Source organism: Geobacter sp. FeAm09, assembly GCF_008330225.1.
In the GTDB taxonomy this organism is placed as follows: Bacteria; Desulfobacterota; Desulfuromonadia; order Geobacterales; family Pseudopelobacteraceae; genus Oryzomonas.
This window is the reverse complement of sequence record NZ_CP042466.1, coordinates 3,948,056-3,964,348: the sequence shown is the minus strand read 5'-3', so window position 1 is coordinate 3,964,348 and position 16,293 is coordinate 3,948,056. Positions and strand designations below refer to the sequence as shown.

Genomic DNA, 16,293 nt, shown 5'->3' with positions numbered 1-16,293 from the left:
GAAAAGCATCCTGAAACAACATGTACCACGGAGAACGCGGAGGGCCATGGAGAAAATCGGCGAGATGACTGTTTTTCAACAACCTTTCAACCGGGCCGCGATGGTGTCCGCGATCCTGATGCCGTCGATGGCCGCGCTCATGATGCCGCCGGCATAGCCGGCGCCCTCGCCGGCCGGGTAGAGCCCCGCCAGCCCCACCGACTCGTAGTGCTCATTGCGCGGGATGCGCACCGGCGCCGAGGTGCGGGACTCGATGCCCACCAGCACGGCCTCAGCGGTGACGAAGCCCCGCAGCTTGCGCCCGAATTCGTTGATCCCTTCCCGCAGGGTCTGGGTGATGAACCGCGGCAGCACCGTATCCAGGTCGGCCTCGACGATGCCCGGGCGGTAGCTGGACGAGAGCAGCCCTTTGCCCGGCAGCCCCAAAAACCCCATGAGGTTGCTCGCCGGGGCACGGTAGCCGCCCCCGCCGGCCAGGAAGGCCTGGCGCTCCCAGTGGCGCTGGAACCGGACGCCCGCCAGGGGGTCGGCGCCGCTAAAATCGTCCGGGGTGACGTTTACCACCAGGGCGCTGTTGGCGAACGGGGTATCCCGCATCTGGCCGCTCATGCCGTTGGTGACCACGCCCCCCTCCTCGGAGGCGCCGCCGATGACCACCCCGCCGGGGCACATGCAGAAGGAATAGGCGCTGCGGCCGGTGGCGCCGTTGTTCCAGGCGACGGCATAGTCGGCCGCCGGAAGGTTGGGGTGGCGCGGGCCGCCGTACTGAATGCGGTCGATCAGGGCCTGGGGGTGCTCCACCCGCAGCCCCATGGCGAAGGCCTTGCGCTCCAGCGGCACACGGCGCCGCTCCAGCATCTCGTAGGTGTCCCGGGCGCTGTGGCCGCTGGCCAGCACCAAGAGGTCGCACGGCAGCTCCGTCCCGTCATTGACGATGACCGAGGCAACGCCCCCCGGGCGGTCACGATGTCGGTGAGCCGGCAGCCGAAGCGGATGGCGAACCCCCGCTCCAGGAGGTGCCGCCGCATGGCGGCCACCACCGTGCGCAGGCGGTCGGTGCCGATATGGGGCTTGGCCAGGTAGCGGATTTCCGGCGGCGCGCCGAAATCGGCCATCTGTTCCAGCACCCAGGAGCCCAGAGGGTCTTTGGAGCGGCAGGTCAGCTTGCCGTCGGAGAAGGTGCCGGCCCCCCCTTCGCCGAACTGGACATTGCTCTCCGGGTCCAAGAGCCCGGTCTTCCAGAACTTCTGCACGTCCAGGCTGCGCTGCTCCACCGGCTGCCCCCGCTCCACCAGGGTGGCCGGCAGGCCGTACCTGGCCAGGCGCAGCGCCGCGAACAGCCCGGCCGGGCCGCTCCCCACGATGACGATCCGCCGGGATGACCCGACCGTCGGGAAGACCTCCGGCGCCGGCGCCGGTTGCCATTCCAGGTCCGGCTCGCGGTCGAGGCGGGCCAAAAGGGGCGCGTCGTCGGCAAGGGAGAAGGAGACGGTGTAGATCACCTTGATGCGCGGCTTGCGGCGGGCGTCGATCCCCTTGCGGAGGATGCGGAACCCGTGCAGGGCTGCGCGGGGGACGCCGAACTGCGCGGCGACAAGCGCCGGCAGGCGGTCTTCCCCCTCATGGGGCGAGAGCATGAGATTACGATAGATAAACGGCATCCGTCAGCCTTGCTGCACCTTCTTCCGTCCCAGGAGTTGCTCGACAATGATGACGATGTCCACCGCTTTGGTGGACTTGGGGATATGCACCTTGGCCCCCATGTCGGGGGTTTCATGCTCGTGGGGAGGCTCATGGAACATGGAGGTCAACAGGACGATCACCGGCTGCCGGTCGCCGGCCAGACGGCTGATCTCCATGCAGGTGCTGACGCCACCCATGCGCGGCATGACCAGGTCGGAAAGAACGGCATCAGGGGCCTTTTCCAGGAACACCTTGATCCCCTCGATGCCGTCGCTGGCGTTGAGGGGGGTAAACCCGTTCTCGTTGAAGGCGTCGGAAAGCACTTTCTGGAAAAAGGGGTCGTCGTCGATAATCAGGATTTTTCCGCGCGATTCCTTCATGGCTGGCCCGTCCAAGGGAAAATAAGGGCAACTATATCCCACTTGTGGTGCAAAAGAAAAGTGGAATGCTCGGGCTCCCCGGAATTTTAACGCTTCAGGCGGGCACAACGGCAGGAAATTCCAGGCGGAAAACCGTCCCCTCCGCCGAACTCTTTTCGACGGAAACGGTCCCCTGGTAGATGCGGGCGATGCGCTGGACCACCGGCAGTCCCATGCCGGTGCCCCGGGACTTGGTGGTGAAAAACGGCTCGAAGATGTTGGGCAGGACCTCGGCGGGGATGCCGCCGCCGCTGTCGCCGACCGTGACCACCACCCAGCCGTTTTCTTCGTAGATCTCTATGTCGAGGCGGCCCCCGCCCGGCATCTCGTCCAGGGCGTTCAGGAACAGGTTGGTGAAGATCTGCTCCACCTCCGCAGGGTCGGCCTTGATGGCGGGAGGCACCCCGTGATAGCGACGCTCGACGCGGATGTTGCCGGCCTCGATCTGGGGTGAGAAGGCATCGATGGCGTTGTCCACCACCCGGTCGATCTGCACGTCCGAGGAGATGGTGCGGCTGCGGCGCGAGGCGTCCAGCAGCTTGCAGATGATGACGTCGATCCGGTCGATCTCCTTCAGGATCTTGCCCAGGTACTCCCGCTGCTCATGGTCGGCGGCGTTCTGGCGCATGAGCTGGGCAAAGAGCGAGATGGAATTGAGCGGATTGCGGATCTCGTGGGCCATGCCGGCGGAAAGGTAGCCCAGGGCGGCCAGCTTTTCCGATTGGGCGATCTCGGACTGGGCCTTCTGCAGCGCCTCGGTCTTCTCCCGGACCCGCTTCTGCAACTCCTGGTTCCAGGTGTCGATCTCCTCGAGAAGCCGCACGTGCTCCTGCTGCAGCGCCTTGTTGTGGAGCTCTATCTCGCGGATGCGCAGGACGCTGTCGAGGCGGTCGGTCAGGTCCCGGTTGTTGAACGGCTTGAGGATATACTCGGAGGCGCCCCCCTTCATCAACTCGACGGCAATCTCCTCGTTCCCCTTGCCGGTGAACATGATGACGTAGGTGTCCGGGTAGCGCGCCTTGATCTCCCGCAAGGTCGCAAGGCCGTCCATCTCGGGCATCATGTAGTCCAGAAGCGCCAGCTCCGGCGCCTGGGCGGCAATGATGTCCATCCCCTGGCGGGCCGTGGAGGCCGCAAGCACGTGATACCCTTTGCGGGAAAGGATCAGGCCGGCGAGTTCGAGGATATGGGGGTCGTCGTCGATGACGACGACCGCGGCCTTGCTGTCGGGAAGGGGGATGTCCATGATTTAGGCGCGTCGCGCCGCAAAGGTGCCGGACGCACCGTTCATTGTTCCGCCGGCAGGCGGATCGTCAGGACCGGGCAGGAAGCCCCGCGGACGACACGCTCGGCAGTGCTGCCGAAGATCAGGTGGTCGATCCCGGTACGGCCGTGGGTGCCGAGCACGATCAGCGAGGCGGCCGTTTCCTCCGCCGTGCGGATGACCTCTTCGTAGGGGATGCCGGTGACGATGGAGGTGGTGAAGTTGGTGAAATCGCCCATCTTCGCACTGCAGAATTTGGCCATCATCTTTTCGGCCCCCTCTTCGATCTCCTTCTCCAACTGTTCGAAGGAGATGTGGGGGACATAAAAGCCGCGCAAATCGACCGGTTCATTGATGACATGCAGCACCACAAGCTGGGAATCGAACTGTTTCGCCAAGGTGAGTGCATAGTCGAAAGCGTAATCCGAGTTTTCCGAAAAATCGATGGCCGTCAGGATCTTGCTGAACGGTTTCATGTCACAACCCCCTCATGTGAATGGAGTAAGATGCCGCACCGGTGCAAAATCAATTGAATATTTTCCTGATTATCTTCTTGAGTTCGTCGATCTTGACCGGCTTGTTGATATACTCGAAGGCCCCCAGGTTCATGGCCTCGATGTACGATTCCACCTCGCCATAGGCGGTGACCATGATCACATTGCTGTCGGGGTGGCTCCTGCTCAGTTCCCGCAAAAAGGTCAGCCCGTTCATCTCCGGCATGTTGATGTCGGTGATGATCAATTCCACCTCTTTGCCCCGCAGGTAATTGAGCGCCTCGTAACCGTTGCCGGCCGACGCCACCTCGTACCCCTCGCGGCTCAGGATTTTCGAGAGCGCAATACGGGCGTTTTCCTCGTCATCGACCACCAGTATGCGTTTTTGTTGCTCAACCACAGCGAACTCCCCGCCTTGGACTCGTATTGTGAGTCTAGCACGGGGCCCCGCCGTGTCAAGAAAGCGCGGGCTTTTTCTCTCCGTTTTTGGCGGATGCGGCTTTCTGGCGGAGCTTGATGGCCGAAAGGATCAGGTTGGCGATGATCGAGACGAAGTAAATCTCGTCTTCGGGGAAACTCCGCATGGAGGTGGTCTGCAGGTTGATGACCCCGTAGACGTCCTTCTTGTCGGTTATGGGGAAGGAAAGCATGGAGTTGTATTTCTCTTCGTTCAGCTCGGGGAAGACCTTGTAACGCGGGTCCTGGGAGGCACGGCTCAGGTTGATGGGCTGCATCTCCCGGGCCACGGTGCCGGTGATCCCCTCGCCGATCTTGAGGCGGATCAGGCCGATCTTTTCCTGCTCGTACCCGTAGGTGGCCTTCAGCACCAGTTCCCCATCCTCCAGGAGGTAGATGTTGCAGACGCTGGCATGGAGCTGCACGGCCAGCTTGGTCGCCACCATGTGCAGCACTTCGGAGAGCTCGAAATCGGACGACACCAGCATGCTGATCTCTTCCAGGGAGATGATCTCCATGTGCTCCCGGTTCGCCCGCTGCATGGTCAGCACCATCTTCCCCTTTTCGCTTTCCACATAGGGGGTGAAATTGGCCTTGTGGTAGAACGGGTTGACGGTCTTGACCTTTTCCGTCTGGGTGCGGAAGTCGGAAAATCCGCAGGAGCAGGTCATCTTGACCCGGTAGTTGTCGATACGCTGGCTGCTCATGACCTTACCGCACTTACGGCAACGCGCTGCTATCTGCATGGTGCTCTCCTTGGAACGTTTTCAGATCGGCTCGTGCCCCGCGCAGTTACTCATGGGACTACGGCCGGACGCCGTTGGCGTCAAGCACGATGGAAACCGGCTTCCCGGCGGGTCCGAACGGTTTGAGCGGTCTGCCGTTTATCTCGACCTCCACCCCTCCCCCGTTGGACAATTCAAGGGCGATGCTCTTTTCGGCCTTCCATTCGATGGCATCGCCGGCCATCAAATCATAGGTCTGGGATACCGCCCCGTCGATGGTGACGCTGAGGGTCCCGTTCTGGCTCACTTTCATGTGCGCGATGAAACTTTTCGCCTGCTCGGCCGGTTGGGACGCGGCGCTCCCCGGATCGGGCGGCGGCGCATCCTTGGGCTGCTCGGCGGAAACCGGCTTCTTTTCCGCTTTCTCCGGCGGGGGCGGCGCCTGGGCGCTGGAACGTGCCGGCAGGACCGGGGGCTGCGGCGCGACGGCCGGCGCCGGCGGCGCCAGGGAAGCCTGGGGCGGGGGCTGCTCCCGCCGGGGGGGGGCGTCCGAGCGGTTGATGATGCTCGCCGTGATAATGATCAGCAACAGCAGAAATGCCGGCAAGGCGAATTTTTGCAGGGAGATGCGTTTCTTCGGGGCCTCGGCGTCGCCGGTAGCCCCTTTGGGGTGCGCCGCCGCCGACAGGGAGCTGCCCTGGGCCTGCTGTTTGTCATACAGCCGGATCATGTCGTCGGGATTGAGGCCGAGGTAGGTGGCGTAGATGCGCAGGAAGCCCTTCAGATAGGCCTGGTTGGCAAATTCCTTGGTGCGTTCGTTTTCCAGGGCCTGAAGATAGTTCTTGCCCATTTTGGTCGCCTCGGCGGCCTCATCGAGGGATATGCCGTGGTACTCGCGGCATCGCCTGAGAACGGCTCCCAGGGTGGCGGGAGAGGAATCATCGTTGTGCACGGTTTCGGACAAACAGTCCTCGCTTACTTGGTTTCCATCCGTTTCCGGATGAAAACTACTTGAGAAGCTCCAGATACCCCAGGGACGCATGTCCCAATTCAGAGTCGGGAATGATGCGCAGCACCTCGTTGAAGGAGCTTCTGGCGGCATCAAGGTTGTTCTGCTTGAGTTGGGCCAGACCGAGATAATAATACGCGGCGCCGAACTCTTTGAAGATCTCCAGCGCCTTGCGGTATTCGGCGACAGCCTGCTCGGTCTTGTCCATGGCAAACCAGACCCGGCCCAGGGAAAGCCGGGCCACGGGATTGCGCGGATTGGCGACGATCACCGCCCGCAGCTCCTCGAGCGCCTTGGGGTAGTCCCCCTTGCCGAGGTAGGCCAGCCCCAGGTTGATGGCCGCACTTTCGCTGTCCTGGTAGAAGATATCGTCCTTGACGATCTTGAACTGCTGGATGGCGTTGTCCCACCGCTTGAGTTCGAGATAGACCACCCCCAGGTCGTTACGGGCCGGGGAGTAGTTCTGCTTCAGCATGATGGCCTGTTGGAGCTTCTGCTCGGCCAGGGCGAAACGCTTCTTGCCCAGGTAGGCCAGGCCCAGGTTATAGAGCAGTTCCGGGTTCTCGGGATCGAATTTCTCCGCCTCGGTCAGCTCGATCAGCGCGTTGGTATAGTTGCGTTCTCCCAGGTAGGAAAGCCCCATCTGGTAATGGTAGGAGCCCGGCTCCTTCTTCCCCTCCTGCTGGCGCCCGGTGGCGCAGCCGGCGACAGCCAGGGCCATAAGAAGGCAAACGATGTGCAACCGGCAGAATTTCATGGGCATCCGATCAAACCGTATTCAACCCCGCGGCAAAACTAGCAAAACAATCCAAACTTGTCAATAAATCCAATGGTTACGATTTGAGCTCGCTAATATCCCGGAAACTCGTCAACGCCTTGAAGCTCCGGTAGCGGGCCTCGATTTCCCGGTATTCCAGGCGCTTCATGCGGTCGAGGCTGAAATCCTCCACATTGAAGGAGGCCATCACCGAGCCGAAGACGATGGCCTGGCGGAGCCCCTCCTCGGACAGGTCGCCCGTATTGGCCAGGTACCCCATGAAGCCTCCGGCAAAGGTGTCGCCAGCGCCGGTCGGGTCGAAGACCTCTTCCAGCGGGTAGGCCGGCGCCGCAAACACGGAGTCCGCCGTGAACATCAGCACCCCGTACTCGCCCCGCTTGACCACCAGCCGCTTGCACCCCAGGGCGATGATCTCGCGGGCCGCCTTGACCAGGTTCGACTGGTTGGTGAACTGGCGCGCCTCCCCCTCGTTGATCACCACGATGTCAACCTTCCGGAGCACCTTCTTCAATTCCTCGGGCTTGGACGAGATCCAGAAATTCATGGTATCGCACGCCACCAGCTTCGGCCGGCGCACCTGGTCCAGCACCTCCATCTGCAGGTCCGGGTCGATGTTCGCCAGGAAGAGGTAGTCGGCATCGCGGTAGGACTCGGGCAGGTTGGGGCGGAACTCCGTCAGGACGTTGAGCTGCGTATCCAGGGTCTGGGCCTCGTTCAGGTCGTAGCCGTACTTGCCGCTCCAGTGGAAGGTCTTGCCGGGGATCCGCTGCAGACCGTCGGTATTGATATCCCGCGACTGGAGGAAGCTCACGTGCTCCGCGGGGAAATCCTCCCCCACGACCGCCACCAGCGAGACATCGGTAAAAAAACTGGCCGAGGTGGAAAAATAGGTGGCCGAGCCCCCCAGGACATTCTCGCCCCTGCCGAAAGGGGTCTCCACCGTATCAAAGGCCACGGTGCCGACGACAACGATTCCCATAGAAAAGCATCTCCTTGTTATGAATACGAGCTACAGATATTTGCCGATGAGCAGTTCGAGATTTTGTTTCGTTTCAGCCGGAATGACCGACCTGTCGCTGATGATGGCGTAGCGGAGGGCGCTGCCGCAGGGGCAGCTCTGTTCCCGGCCGTCGATGGCGGCCACGGCGTGGCGGATGATCTCCTTGGCCATGGCGACGTTCTGCTGGATGATCTGAACCACCGCCTCGACCGACACGTCGTCATGGGAGGTGTGCCAGCAGTCGTAATCGGTGGAAAGGGCGATGATGCCGTAGCAGATCTCGGCTTCGCGCGCCAGCTTGGCCTCGGTCAGGTTGGTCATGCCGATGACCGCCGCCTCGCGCTCGCGGTACATGAACGATTCGGCGCGGGTCGAAAAGGCCGGCCCCTCCATGCAGATGTAGGTGCCCCCCTTGTGGGCGACCGCCCCGGCCTTGAGGGCCGCCGCATGAAGCGCCTCCGACAGATCGAGGCAGACCGGGTCGGCAAACCCCACATGGGCCACGATCCCCTCGCCGAAGAAGGTATCCTTGCGGATGCCCTTGGTCCGGTCGATGAACTGGTCGGGTATGACGATGTGGCCCGGAGCGATGATCTCCTTGAGGCTGCCCACGGCCGATACGGAGATGATCCGCTCCACCCCCAGCTTTTTCATGCCATAGATGTTGGCGCGGTAGTTGACTTCGGAAGGGAGCAGGCGGTGGCCGCGGCCGTGGCGGGGGAGGAACGCCATCCGCACGCCGTTCAGCACGCCGGTAACGTACTCGTCCGAAGGGGTGCCGAAGGGCGTTTCCACCTGCACCCGCCGGACATCTTCCAGCCCTTCCATCTCGTAGAGCCCGCTCCCGCCGATAACCCCGATTGCCGCATCCTTCATGGTTCCCGCTCCTTCTCGAATAGCGTCGGTAAAGCGTCGTAAACTGTAAGTGTTTTGGGCATAAACTTCAACCGTTTTTTCCACCAATGCCGCTTTCCGGGCGGCTCCCCATAGGGCCCGCCTCCCGCCGGCGAAATTTAGTGCTTGCCTTTCTGCGTCAAGACCTTTATGCTGGCGAAAGACTTACACCCGAAACGACGGCATGGTGTCCGTCGTTTTTCTTTTGATCATCGCATTCTGCCCCTCCTGCATTCAATTATCCCATTGAACCAAGCAGACCCTTTGGCAGGCGAAGATTATGTCTGCCGCACGGCACTGCCGTCTTGTCCATGGATCATTCCGGTTGATCCTGCGGCCCGCGCGCGCCTGTCTCTACACCACAGAAAAGGAATAGACTCAATGACGTTTGACGAACTGGGCCTCAACGCGGCCATCCTCAAGGCGGTGGCCGACTGCGGCTACGCGACCCCCACACCCGTGCAGGAACAATCCATACCGCTGGCCATGGCCGGCCACGACCTGATCGCCACGGCCCAAACCGGAACCGGTAAAACGGCCGCATTCGTACTGCCGGCCCTGCAACGCCTGACCGCGCCCTCCACCGTACCGGGCAAGGGCCCCCGCATCCTGGTCCTCACCCCGACCCGCGAACTGGCGGGCCAGGTCATGGACGCCGCCCGTGCCTACGGCCGCGGTTTTCGCCCCCGCTGCGGCACGCTCTTGGGCGGGATGCCCTATCGCGAACAGCTGCGCCTGCTCTCCGCGCCGGTGGACATCATCGTCGCCACGCCGGGGCGCCTGCTGGACCACCTGGAGCGCGGCAGCGTCCGCCTGGACCGCCTGGAGATGCTGATCCTGGATGAGGCCGACCGCATGCTGGACATGGGATTCAGCGAGGACATGGAGAAGATCGTGGCCCGCGCCCCTGCGGACCGCCAGACCCTCATGTTCACCGCCACCATGGACGCCACCGTCAGCAGGATGGCGGAGCGCATGCTGCGCAACCCGCAACGGGTGGAGTTGGCCGTGCGCACCGCCTCCCACGCCCTGATCGAGCAGCGCCTGCACGTGGCCGACAACCTTCACCACAAGAAGGAACTCCTCAACCATCTGGTCAGTGACCAGACGCTCACCCGGGCCATTATCTTCTCGGCCACCAAACGCGATGCCGACGAACTGGCGCGCGAACTGTCCCGCAACGGCCACCAGGCCGCGGCGTTGCACGGCGACATGAACCAGATCGCCCGCAACAAGACCATCGAGCGCATGCGCCGCGGCGGCATCCGCCTGTTGGTGGCCACCGACGTGGCCGCACGCGGCCTGGACGTCACCGGGATCAGCCACGTGATCAACTTCGACCTGCCGCGCTTCGCCGAGGACTATGTCCACCGCATCGGTCGCACCGGCCGCGCCGGCGCTTCCGGCATCGCCATCTCCTTTGTTTCCCGGTCTGAAGTGAGTTATCTGGAAAAGATCGAGCGCTTCATCGGCAAACGGCTGCCGGAGCAGAATATCGAAGGGCTGGCCCCGCTGGCCGTCCTGCGGCGGAGTTCGGGAGGTGCAAAACGGCCGGGAGGCCCGGGAGGGAACCGTTTCTCCAAACCTGGCGGCAAGTCCAACGCCTCCCAGGGTCAGGGAAAACCGTGGAATAACGCCGGGAAGTCATCCGCCGCCAAGCCGCGTCGTGCACCGGGCCACCAGCCGGTGGTGGAGTATCGCAGCAGACGGGCGCCGTCCGAACCTCGTTAGGAGGTTATTGAAAAACAGCCATCTTGCCGCCATCCTCAGGGCCTGTCTCGCGGGTGCGACAATCTGACTATTTTTGGACAACCTGAAATTAGCCTTTGAATGAACAAAACCCCGTGGCTTTGAAAGCCTCCGGGGTTTTGTCGTTGCATTCCCTTATTTTTTCAGCCGTCCCTTCAACTGGCCGCAGGCGGCCGAGATATCTCCGCCGCGGCTGTCCCGGGTGATGACCGTCACATGGCGGTCGATCAGGTATTTGTGGAAGGCGTCCACGGCGGCGCGGGTCGGTGCCTTGAGGTCGCACCCCTCATGTTCGTTGAAGGGGATCAGGTTCACCTTGTTGGGGATGTCGCTGGTCAGGCGCAACAGACGCTTGGCATCCTCCAGCGTATCGTTCAGTCCTCCCAGCATGACATATTCGAAGGTGACCTTGCGCCGGCCCGGCAACGGAAACTCCTTGCAGGCCCTGAGCAGCTCCCTGAGCGGATAGCGCCGGTTGACCGGCATGAGCCGGTCGCGCAGCTCGTCGGTGGTGGCATTCAGCGAGACCGCCAGGTTGACGGTCGGCACCTCGCGGCCGAGCCGCTCCATCTCCGGCACCAGCCCGCAGGTCGAGACCGTCACCCGCCGGTTGGAGAACTGCAGGCCGTTGCCGTCGATCATGATCTGGATGGCCGGGATGACGTTGTCCAGATTGTGGAGCGGCTCGCCCATGCCCATCATGACGATGTTGCGGATGTCGAACTCCCGCCTGACCGCCATGATCTGGTTGACGATCTCGGCCGTGGTCAGGTTGCGGGTCAGTTTGAAGGTCCCGGTGAGGCAGAATTCGCACCCCATGGCGCAGCCGGCCTGGGATGAGATGCACAGGGTGTTGCGCCCTTCGTCCGGGATCAGCACCGCTTCCACGGCATTGCCGTCGGCAAGGGCGAAGAGGTACTTGCGCGTCCCGTCGCTCCCCTCCTCCACCGCCTCCGGCGCGAGGTCGCTGATGAAGGCGGTCTCGGCCAACTCGGCCCGCAGGTCCTTGGAGATGTTGCTCATCTCCTCGAACGAACGGGCATCCTGCTGGTAGATCCACTTGAAGATCTGGGTGGCGCGGAAGCGCTCCTTGCCCTTGCCCTGGAGGAACCGTTCCAGAGCCGGCAGCGTCAGATTTTTGAGGTCGGTCTTTCCGGTCATGAGCATATCCATGGCGTCATCACTTCTTTTCCTGGCCGGCATCTTCCGATGCCGCCGGCGGCGCGCCACCGGCCGGGGACTCCCCGGAGGGCGCACTCTCTCCCTCGGGCGCCTTCTCCTGTGCCGCATCGGCCGGCGGCTCGGCAGGCTCGTTCCTAGCCGACGACGGCGCCGTGAACACCGGCGGCGTCGCGATGCTCTTGTCCACCTTGCGCTGCATCCCCGCGATATTCGGCTGCTGGGCCAGGGCGGCCTGGTACTCGCCCTCGCTCAGGACCCCTTTCTGGCGCAACAGCCGCAGGATCATGTTGGAACGGCGCAGCACCTTCCCCAGGTTCTTGTAGGGGTTGTAGGCGACCCGCGGCCCGGGCAGCATGGCGGCCAGAAAGGCGCATTCCCTCGGGGTCAGGGCCGAGGCCGGCTTGCCGAAGTAGTAGTGGGCGCCGTTGCCGATGCCGTAGACCATGGGCCCCAACTCGACCACGTTCAGATAGAGCTCGATGATGCGCCCCTTGCTCAGCTCCTGCTCCATGCGCCAGGCCAGGTAGATCTCCTTGAGCTTGCGGGTGATGGTCTTCTCCCGGGAGAGGAACAGGTTCTTGGCAGCCTGCTGGGTGATGGTGGAGGCGCCGCGCTTGAGGCTCTTCTTTTCCAGGTCGTACTTGATGGCGTTCTTGATGGCCTTGACGTCGAAACCTTCATGAGTATAGAAATTGCTGTCCTCGGCCAGGATCACGGCCCACTTCATCTCGGGGGGGATGCGCCCGGAAGGGGTCCAATAGCGGTTGGGGGGCCCGACCACAAAGGGATGGTACTCCCCCTGCCAGTCCTTGACCTGGATGGTCATGCTGAATTTTCGGTCGGCCAGGTCGGACACCGGCGGGACCAGGCTCAGGGAAATGACGATGTAGGCAAAATAGCAGACGACTACCAGCAGGATGTAATAGCTGAACTTTTTCATAAGCAACTATTATTACCAGAATATGACTGCGGCGGGAACTATTTTTCCTTGGCTTTTTCTTCCGCGGGTGTGGTTTCGGCCGACACGAGCTCGGCCGTTACCGTGCCAAGCGCAATGGAGGTGACGATTTTGACCGGCACCTTGTTGGCGTCGTCGGTCATCCAGATCAGGATTTCTCCGCTGTGCCTGAAGATCCCGGCGGTCTGCTGGAGCGGGCGGACCACCACGGTATTTACTTCCTTGAAATTGCGCAGGCGTATCGTCTCCCGGCGCACCACCTCCACCGGCACATCTGCATAGGTCTCGCTGTCGTAGATGTGGAGCGTCTCCGTGGTGCCGGCCAGCAGCGGCCGGTTGCGGAGGTAATAGAACCCCGACAGGGTGTCGAGCACATCGCTCGTCGGGACGGTTTCCCGCGAACTGCGCTTCTTCAGGAGATCGACCCAGAAGACGCTCTTGTCCCGGAGAAACAGGGTGAACCCGGTATCGCTCCTGAACGAACCTTCCTGCTGCTTGATCTTCGTAATGAGGAAGTTTCCGGCGATGTGGCGGGTTTCGACAGAGTCGTCCACGGGGTAGACGCTGGAAATGGCGGTATTCGACGTGATCCTCAGGGTAATCCGGACTTCGCCCTTTTCGTTTTTGGCCTCCAGTTCGGCGCTCCCCACCGGGAGGCCGAGCAGGCTTATGAGGTAGGTGAGTTTTTCGTTCTTCGACGCCAGGAACTCTCCTGCCGTTCTCAGCGGCGGGGCGATGACCGGCGCTGATGCGGCTTTCCGCGGGACATGGGGTGCCGGGGCGCTTGCCGGCTTTGTATCCTCCACGGGAGGGGCGATCTTCTGTTTCGCGGGAACGTCGCCATCGACGGGCTTCTGCTTGCCGCGTTCATCCTGTACCGTCGTTGGTGCCGGGCTGTCCGCCTTTTTCGCCGGCGGCGCCTGCCGCTTTTCCCCTTGCACCTCCTGCGGGCCCGCGCCTTCATCGCTGACCTCCCGGGCTTTGGGGGGCGCAACCGGCGCGCTGTTGTCGCGGGGTTTGGTCAGATCCACCATGACGGCCTGGATATGATTGACCGGCGCCACGAAGGTATAGCTCCCGAACCGCCCCATGGAAAACAGGAACAGGCCGTGTGCCAGCACCGACAGCGCAAGGTACAAAGGCAGCACGCGCTTTCTTTTAACATGCATGTCCATAGCGTAGTCCGCTTCCACCCCGGTAACCCCACCCTTCTGCCGCACGTAAAAAAACCGAAGCCTTCACCAGGCATCGATGGAAAAGGCCCCGGAAGACTTCTCCGGGGCCTTTCTTTTGAACAGGTGCCATGCTGCGCAGGGGCGGGCACACAACTACGCCCCTGCGGAAGCGCTTGCTAGGGGCGAGCTGCCACCCCGGTGGTGGCGTTGGCACCCAGCCATGTTGCCGCATTGGGATATGCGGCCAGTTGTGTCGCAGACAGGGTAATCGAACCCGTGAGGGTATCGCCGTGCTGCATGCAATCCAGCGAGTCGAAGATCAGCCGCTTGGCGTAGTACCGGTTATGTGCCCAGGCACCCGGAGAGTCGGCCGGCAGTTTGGCGTTCTGGAAGGCGCTGTACTGCGCGTTGGACAGGGCGGCAAGACCGGCGGCGGTGCTGGACGCGGTTGTGATGTTGGTGTTGTAGGCGTTCACCTCCGTGTTCGCCAGGTAGGCGATGAGCAGGTTCGTTGCCTCCGTGAAGCCGGTTTTTTCTTCTTCCAGCTTGGCCGGGGTCATGGCGTAGGTGCCGGTGTGGCAGCTATCGCAGATCGCCTGGCTTCTGATCTTGGCGATGGTGCCGTCCACGGAAGAGGTCGAAACCACCGAGAAGGTGTGCTTGGCGGCAGCCTGCATATGGCAGCTTGCGCAGGGGCCGGAGGTTGTGGCGTTGATCTTGTCGTGGGCGAAGAAGGTGGGAGGCGTGTAGTCCTTCCCGGTAAATTCGGAACCGATGTGGCTCACCGAGGCGAACAGCATGCCGGCGGTGGTCCCGTGGTGCCCTTCAAACCGCGAGGAACGGGCGGTCTGGGTGTTGCCGCGGCCGCCGTGGCAGACGACGCAGACGTTGGAGTTGCCCACATTGGGGAAGGTAACGGCTACGCCATTGTAGGTGTAATCAGCCGTGACCGCACCCGGATTGCGCAGTGTGCCGCTGCCGGCGCTCTTGTGGCAGCCCCAGCAGTACAGGACTTCGTTCTGTTTCTTCGAACCGCCGGTGGCGGCGCCGCTCGCGGTTTTCTGCGTCCAGTTCAGCAGATGCGAGAAGTCGTTGCGCGTCGCATCGTAGCTGGTGGGGTTGTCGGCGAAGTTCGAGAAGCCGGTTGCGGTGTGGCACTTCTGGCAGGAACCGCGGTCGTCAGCTCCGGCGCTGGTCAGGGTCGAATCCCAGTTGTAATGGCTCCAGGCGCTGGTGCCGCCCATGAAGGTATCGTCGCTGTAGGCCTGCATCGCCTTGTCGGTGTTATCCGTTGCCGTGGCGCCGTTATTGACCTTCTTGGCGCTCAGGATCATGCCGGCATGGGCCGACTGGGCCCAGTCCGTGTGGATTGTGGTGGCGGCGCTGGCGCTCGTGGGGTTGGTGGCGCCGGTGGTTTTGGCTTCGTGGCCGTGGCAGTCGAAGCAGGGGCCGTTGTAGTAGGGATCGGTGTAATAGGTTTTGGTGGCATCAGCTGCCGTGGCCGCCCCGGTAGGCGCAACCTTGCGGATGACGTACCCGGTGATCAGGGTGTTGGTCCCGGTGGCCGAAGAGCTCATGTTGGCGTAGGGCAGGGTTACCTTGGTCATCCCTTTTTCCTTGTGGGTGCTGGGGATGAGCCGGTACCAGCTCGTGTTGTGGTGGCCGGCCGTGAGGGTGCCGGAGGCGGCGGTGCCGCTGTAGAGTACGTTGGTGCCGCTGTAATCATACATGTTGTGGCAGCTGGTGCAGAGGTTGAACTGGTTGTTCTTGTTGTCGGCCTGGCGGTCGCCGGTGGGGGAGCCAGCCGCAGCCTTGCTCGGGTTCCACACGGTCTTGCCGGCGTCCCTGCCGGAAACCGTGGAGTAGAGGGCGTAGACGGAGCGGAGGCCGGCGCCGTGCTCATGGCAGGTCTGGCAGTTGATGGCCGTGTAGGCATAACCCCACGACACCTTGCCGATATTCCTGTTGTAGAAAGACTGGCCGGAATACGTCCCGCCGGTGGGCGTAATGTCGCCGCCGGTCAGACCGACCATATTGGAGAGCAGTGCTCCCTCATTGGTGTGGCAGCGGATGCAGACCCCCGACTGGTGGGCGAGGTTCGTGTGCTGCGAGCTTGCATAGTTCTGTGCCGACGTGATCGGGGCGGTTTTGCCGTCATGGCAGGTCTGGCAACGCGCGACGTCAGGGCTGGGATACGGAATCGGGCCCACGCCGTAGTGCTGGGCACCGCCGCCGTGGCACGCCTCGCAGCCGCCCGGATCACCAAGATGCGGAGAACTTCTCTGATACTCCACCACCTTGTCCTCGCCCGTTACCGAATCGGCATTGCTGCCGCCGTGGCACTGGATACAAACGGTATCCCCAACCGTGGCCACGTCGTTCAGCGACGCCGATCCTTCCTTGTTCGACGAGCCGCAGCCAGTAATGAAAGCGGCAGACGACAATGCCAACAGCATCATGATGCTTAACTTCTTGATCTGCATAATTTTCCTCCTTCAATTGGTAAT

Annotated in this window: 14 protein-coding genes and 1 pseudogene; 1 reads left to right on the top strand and 14 read right to left on the bottom strand. The window is 62.5% G+C overall.

Features of this window, described 5'->3' with window-relative positions:
- Positions 1-75: 75 nt before the first annotated feature.
- The 10 genes and pseudogenes from FO488_RS18625 to mtnP form a co-directional block, all read right to left on the bottom strand.
- Positions 76-1,661 (bottom strand): annotated as a pseudogene (locus tag FO488_RS18625) (NAD(P)/FAD-dependent oxidoreductase).
- Between the two features lie 3 nt (positions 1,662-1,664).
- On the bottom strand, positions 1,665-2,063 hold the full coding sequence (locus FO488_RS18620; RefSeq protein ID WP_149211939.1) for a response regulator: 399 nt from the start codon (positions 2,061-2,063) through the stop codon (positions 1,665-1,667).
- 94 nt (positions 2,064-2,157) lie between these two features.
- Positions 2,158-3,348 (bottom strand): response regulator, encoded by a 1,191-nt coding sequence (locus tag FO488_RS18615; RefSeq protein WP_149211938.1) that lies wholly within the window; start codon positions 3,346-3,348, stop codon positions 2,158-2,160.
- Between the two features lie 41 nt (positions 3,349-3,389).
- Positions 3,390-3,842, bottom strand: a complete 453-nt coding sequence (locus tag FO488_RS18610; RefSeq protein WP_149211937.1) for a universal stress protein — start codon at positions 3,840-3,842, stop codon at positions 3,390-3,392.
- Between the two features lie 49 nt (positions 3,843-3,891).
- Positions 3,892-4,260: a response regulator gene (locus FO488_RS18605; RefSeq protein ID WP_149211936.1), complete on the bottom strand. Its 369-nt coding sequence runs from the start codon at positions 4,258-4,260 to the stop codon at positions 3,892-3,894.
- A gap of 55 nt (positions 4,261-4,315) precedes the next feature.
- Positions 4,316-5,062 carry a GAF domain-containing protein gene (locus tag FO488_RS18600; RefSeq protein ID WP_149211935.1) on the bottom strand — a complete coding sequence of 249 codons (747 nt, stop codon included), beginning with the start codon at positions 5,060-5,062 and terminating at the stop codon, positions 4,316-4,318.
- 58 nt (positions 5,063-5,120) lie between these two features.
- The gene (locus tag FO488_RS18595; RefSeq protein WP_205743309.1) at positions 5,121-5,993 is read right to left on the bottom strand and encodes a helix-turn-helix domain-containing protein; all 873 of its coding nucleotides are present in this window, start codon (positions 5,991-5,993) and stop codon (positions 5,121-5,123) included.
- 55 nt (positions 5,994-6,048) lie between these two features.
- The gene (locus FO488_RS18590) at positions 6,049-6,771 is read right to left on the bottom strand and encodes a lipopolysaccharide assembly protein LapB (protein WP_240732053.1); all 723 of its coding nucleotides are present in this window, start codon (positions 6,769-6,771) and stop codon (positions 6,049-6,051) included.
- 112 nt (positions 6,772-6,883) lie between these two features.
- The gene (locus tag FO488_RS18585) at positions 6,884-7,807 is read right to left on the bottom strand and encodes a PfkB family carbohydrate kinase (RefSeq protein WP_149211932.1); all 924 of its coding nucleotides are present in this window, start codon (positions 7,805-7,807) and stop codon (positions 6,884-6,886) included.
- A 30-nt stretch (positions 7,808-7,837) separates the two neighbouring features.
- Positions 7,838-8,704 carry an S-methyl-5'-thioadenosine phosphorylase gene (gene mtnP, locus FO488_RS18580; RefSeq protein ID WP_149211931.1) on the bottom strand — a complete coding sequence of 289 codons (867 nt, stop codon included), beginning with the start codon at positions 8,702-8,704 and terminating at the stop codon, positions 7,838-7,840.
- 399 nt (positions 8,705-9,103) lie between these two features.
- Here mtnP and FO488_RS18575 point away from each other — a divergent pair, with 399 nt between their 5' ends.
- Positions 9,104-10,453: a DEAD/DEAH box helicase gene (locus tag FO488_RS18575; RefSeq protein ID WP_149211930.1), complete on the top strand. Its 1,350-nt coding sequence runs from the start codon at positions 9,104-9,106 to the stop codon at positions 10,451-10,453.
- Between the two features lie 153 nt (positions 10,454-10,606).
- Here FO488_RS18575 and rlmN read toward each other — a convergent pair whose 3' ends face one another.
- From rlmN to FO488_RS18555, 4 genes are all read right to left on the bottom strand, one after another.
- A complete protein-coding gene (rlmN, locus tag FO488_RS18570; RefSeq protein WP_149211929.1) occupies positions 10,607-11,632 on the bottom strand; it encodes a 23S rRNA (adenine(2503)-C(2))-methyltransferase RlmN in 1,026 nt (341 codons plus the stop codon).
- Between the two features lie 19 nt (positions 11,633-11,651).
- Positions 11,652-12,593 (bottom strand): transglycosylase domain-containing protein, encoded by a 942-nt coding sequence (locus tag FO488_RS18565; protein WP_149211928.1) that lies wholly within the window; start codon positions 12,591-12,593, stop codon positions 11,652-11,654.
- A 38-nt stretch (positions 12,594-12,631) separates the two neighbouring features.
- Positions 12,632-13,780, bottom strand: a complete 1,149-nt coding sequence (locus tag FO488_RS18560) for a DUF3108 domain-containing protein (protein WP_240732051.1) — start codon at positions 13,778-13,780, stop codon at positions 12,632-12,634.
- A 182-nt stretch (positions 13,781-13,962) separates the two neighbouring features.
- Complete coding sequence (locus tag FO488_RS18555; RefSeq protein WP_149211926.1) at positions 13,963-16,269, bottom strand: C-type polyheme cytochrome OmcB; 2,307 nt, start codon at positions 16,267-16,269, stop codon at positions 13,963-13,965.
- Between the last annotated feature and the right edge of the window lie 24 nt (positions 16,270-16,293).